This window comes from Veillonella dispar (assembly GCF_937975875.1).
GTDB lineage: Bacteria > Bacillota > Negativicutes > Veillonellales > Veillonellaceae > Veillonella > Veillonella dispar_B.
In genome coordinates, this window is the sequence record NZ_CALJSP010000162.1 from 1 (window position 1) to 3,524 (window position 3,524).

Annotated in this window: 2 protein-coding genes; both read left to right on the forward strand. The window is 40.5% G+C overall.

What is annotated here, in order from left to right:
- The coding region (locus Q7P05_RS07900) for a YadA-like family protein (protein WP_303931493.1) at positions 1 to 2,361 on the forward strand (2,361 nt) is incomplete at its 5' end.
- Between the two features lie 128 nt (positions 2,362 to 2,489).
- On the forward strand, positions 2,490 to 3,290 hold the full coding sequence (locus Q7P05_RS07905; RefSeq protein WP_119207114.1) for a hypothetical protein: 801 nt from the start codon (positions 2,490 to 2,492) through the stop codon (positions 3,288 to 3,290).
- Positions 3,291 to 3,524 lie beyond the last annotated feature (234 nt).

Below are 3,524 nucleotides of genomic sequence, written 5' to 3' on the forward strand. Positions count from 1 at the left end.
AAAAATGGTACTAACGGTATGACTCGTATCGTTTACGAAGATAGCAACAACAATAAACACGAAGTTGCTACTACTGATGACGGCTTGAAATTCACTGGTAACAACGAAAGCGTTGTAAACAAAAACAAACTTAACTCCACAGTTAAAGTTAAAGGTGAAGGCGTTACTGAAGAGCAAGAAAAAACATTTGAATCTGCTGCAGGTAACATCGCTGTAACTGCTGATGGTCACGATACTTTGAACATTCGCTTGAATAAAAACATCAAAGGCATCGATAGCATCCAAACTAAGGAAATCCACTTAGGTACACCTGATAACTACACAACAATTAAGAAAGATGGAGACCGCATTAAATACGGTGACAAAACATTCGCTAACACTGACGATATCTGGACAATCCAAGCTAACGGCACAGATGTTCCAGCTAACGGCGGTAAAGTAAATGTTAAAGGTGCTGACGGTATCACAGTATCCAAATCTGCTAATGGCGAAATGACAATTAGCGGTGCTGGCCTTGGTACAATGAGTAGCTTCAACGTTAAATCTTCTGGTAATACTACTGCTGATTCTGAAACAGCAGCTAAGAAAATCACAGATGGTAAAACTGTTGAATTCTCCGGCGGTAAAAACCTTACTGTAAAACAAACTAGCGACGAAAACGGCGCTAAAGTAGAATATGCATTGAGCAACAATGTAAATCTTACTAACGAAGGTTCCTTAACAGTTGGCGATACTAAGATCACTGATGGTGGCTTAGTAATCAACAATGGCCCATCCGTAACTAAAGACGGCATCAATGCTGGTAATAAACAAATTACTAACGTTGAAGATGGCGTAAACGATACAGATGCAGTTAACGTACGTCAATTGAAAGCAGCTAAAACTAACCTTGTTGACGGTCAAAACACTAAAGTGACTGGCGATGGTTCTAAAAACAACCCTTACAAAGTTAATGTTGAAGGCGATTTGAATAAAATCACTTCCATCACTAACAAAGAAGGTGACGGTAAATTAGAATTCAAAGGTGACCAAGTAGTTAACGTAGCTGGCGACAACACAATCAAGCTTGATGGTAAAACTGGTGACATCACTGGCTTAACTAACAAAACTCTTGATTCTGCTGACTTCGCAACTAAAGGTCGTGCAGCAACTGAAGAACAATTGAAACTTGTTCAACAAGAAGCAGCTAAGAAATCTACTGAAAAAGTACAAGCTAAAGCTGATGCTAATAACATCGCTAAAGTAGCTCCTAAAGCTGGCGATACATTTGGTGCAGCTGGTGCAACATACGAAGTATCTGTAGATAAAAACGACGTGAAAGATGCAGCTCGTGAAGCAGTTACTGTAACAGGTGACAACAAAGCGATCACTGTAGATGTTCAACCAAATGCTACTAACCATACAACTAACTACCAAGTTAACTTCAATGGTAAGGAAGCAGCTAAACAAATTCCATTGACTTACAAAGAAAATGGTGGCAACGCTAGAACAGTAATGTTATCTGACGGTTTAGACTTCTCTAATGGTGTAAATACTACTGCTCACACTGATGCGAACGGTAAAGTATCCTTCGATGTGAAAGGCGACCTCACTAACATCACTTCCATTTCCAATAACTCCAATGGTCCTAAAGTATCCTTCGGTGGCGATACTGTAAATATCACTGGTGGCAACCTCAACATGGGTGGTAACAAAATCACTAATGTTCAAAAAGGCACTAATGATACAGATGCAGTAAACGTTAAACAATTGAAAGATTCCCGTACTACATTGACATCTGATGATCATTCCGTAGTATTGAAGAAAACTGAATCTGCTGACGGCGGCTTGAACTATGACCTTTCTGTAAAAGGTGCAGTTGACCCTCGCGTTGATCAATTAAATGAAGAAATCGGTCGTGTAGGTGCACAAGGTGCAGCATTGTCCGCATTGAAACCTATGCAATACGATCCATTGGAACCAACTCAAATCATGGCTGGTTATGGTAACTACCGTGGTAACTCCGCGATTGCAGTGGGCGTAGCTCATTACAAAAACGAATCCACAATGTTCCATGGTGGCTTGTCCTGGGCTGGCGGTTCTAGCCATATGATGGCGAATGCTGGTGTAACTTGGAAAGTTGGTAACAGAGATGCTGAAGCAGCTGTAGCAGATCGCTACCGTAAAGGCCCTATCAGTTCTGCATATGCAGTTCAAACTGAAATGGCTGCAATGAAAGCTCAAAATGCCGGATTAAAAGGTGAAGTATCCGACTTGAAATATGAAAACGAACAAATTAAAGCTCAAAACGCTGGTCTACAAAGTGAAGTAGAAGTATTGAAAGCTCAAATGGCTGCAATGATGGCGAAAATGGGTATGTAATTAGTTACACTTTCAGAAAACTTTCAAAAAAACTAGGAATCTAATCCTAGGTATGGATATGACTGGTAAGGGTTCCCTCGGGAGCCCTCATCCAGCACATTAATTCGACTATGAAAAGAGGAATAGATATGAAAAAATCTACAATGCTTGCTTTCACAGCAGCAGTTTTATTGAGCGCAGCATCCTTCACTGGTCACGCAGCAAGCGCTCCAACATATGATGACAACTTGATCTTACCTAACCCTGCATCCGCACCTGGTTTGAGCAATGTTGTATTGGTACCTGTGGCTAGCCCACAAGTAGTACAATCTCTTCATGATTATGTGAAAGCATGGGAAAATGCGGAACAAAAAATCGCCTTAGCAGAAGCTAAACGCGACAATCATGAACAATTGACTAAAGCTGATAAAAAATGGTTACATTCCAAGGATAAACATAACTATGCTGATTACTTCCGTACGCATTCCATTGGCCGCGTACACGGTTTTGAAACAGCTTTAAATTGGAACGGTGAAAACCGCAACAAAAACGAATACGAATACTTTGAAACACCAAAATACAATGAAAAAGATGGCTTCGTAAACAGCTATGGCTTCAATGTATTGCGTGGCATGGTAGATCGTGTTAACGAAGTTGTACAAAAACAAAAACAAGTTGGCGGTCCTATGAATGACGATGAAGCACAAGCATTAGAAGATGCAATCTTGGATATCCTTGCTCAAGAGCAAGAACATGTATCTAACGAAGAACTTCGTCACTACATGAACGAAACAATTTGGTTCGCTGCTAAAGAAACCGTTAAAAATAAAGCGAGCGAAGAACCAACTGCTGCTGATGAGCACGTAGTAGACCTTCGCAAAGCTATCAACGAACCAATGGGTAGCAATGACTACAACAAAGTTGATTTGCGTAGTGCAATCCAACAATAATTGGTATCTATAGTGATGTAGGTATTAAAGCCTTGTATTCTCTCGTTAAAAGGCTTAGTTGATCTCTAATACATACTGATGATATACGTGTATCCCTTACATGCACGTGTATCTACAATGACACAATGGCCCTTATAATGAGTTTGTGAGGGCCCCTGTACCCTGGACCCCCGACTAGGGAACACAAATCCTTATTAAACAACGCCATCCGGTTGGATGGCGTTGTTTTTATAT

Coding starts and splice junctions, on each gene's coding strand:
- Q7P05_RS07905 (WP_119207114.1), top strand. CDS start 2,490: ATGAAAAAATCTACAATGCTTGCTTTCACAGCAGCAGTTTTATTGAGC.